A 947-nucleotide genomic window follows, 5' to 3' on the forward strand; every position below is an offset into this window, starting at 1 on the left:
TATATCCTTGAAGCCAAAGAAGCTGCTTATCCAGAGAAATTAAACGAAGTGCACACGCCGGATATATTGCTTAATTATGAAACCGATTTGCATACTTATGACAAGATTTTATGTCCTTCCTTGGAAGGAGGTGTTTCCTGATGGCTGATTTAAAGGCTATTTGTAAGACACTCCACCTTGCCCATATTATCGAGGAATTCGAGGAAGTCTCTTTTGAAAGTAAAGAGCAGTTTCTGCGCGATGTTCTATCAATTGAGGTCAATTCAAGGCAAACCACCAAAGTCGCCAGGCTGATAAAGAAAGCCAAATTTAGGGAACTTAAATGGCTTAGGGACTATGAGTGGTCCGAGCAGCAGCACTTGCCAGCAACAACCTCGAAAGAGGCAATCTGTGACCTCCGCTTTATAAAGGAAAAACAGAACCTACTGCTTATGGGAACGCCTGGCACGGGAAAAACACACCTGGGAATGGCTTTGGGAGTAAAGGCTTGTGAAATGGGGTATGAGGTCCGTTTCTTCCGAGTGGCTGATTTAGTCGGCCAATTAGAGGAAGCGATGAAAGAAGGGTCTTTACACAAGATAAAACGCCAGATTGAGAAGTGCGATTTGCTAATACTAGATGAACTGGGATACGTCCCTTTTCAAAAGCAAGGATCGGAATTATTGTTTCACATTATTGCGGACTGTTATGAGCATAAAAGTGTGATTGTAACCTCTAATCTCGAATTTGGCCAATGGAATCGAGTTTTTGGAGATAATCGTTTAACTTCTGCACTGGTGGATAGATTAGTGCATCACGCCCATGTCATTGCGTTCACAGGGGAAAGTTACCGGTTGAAAAATGCTCTTTCTTCAATCAAAACACCAGATGGAATTTAATGTAAAAAACCGGCTGCAAGCTATGTAAATTTCGCTGCATTTCTCTGCACTTTCCGCTTGCAAAAAACA

Annotated in this window: 1 protein-coding gene; it reads left to right on the plus strand. The window is 42.1% G+C overall.

Annotated features, from left to right (window positions below; all coding sequences use genetic code 11):
* The first annotated feature begins 140 nt into the window (after positions 1-140).
* Positions 141-878 carry an IS21-like element helper ATPase IstB gene (gene istB, locus JCM21738_RS21910; RefSeq protein ID WP_023627828.1) on the plus strand — a complete coding sequence of 246 codons (738 nt, stop codon included), beginning with the start codon at positions 141-143 and terminating at the stop codon, positions 876-878.
* The last annotated feature ends 69 nt before the right edge of the window (positions 879-947 follow it).

The sequence above is a fragment of the Mesobacillus boroniphilus JCM 21738 genome (assembly GCF_000517385.1).
GTDB lineage: Bacteria > Bacillota > Bacilli > Bacillales > Cytobacillaceae > Mesobacillus > Mesobacillus boroniphilus.

Bases quoted from the DNA above. Each gene is read 5' to 3' on its own strand.
- istB (WP_023627828.1), top strand. From the start codon at position 141: ATGGCTGATTTAAAGGCTATTTGTAAGACACTCCACCTTGCCCATATT.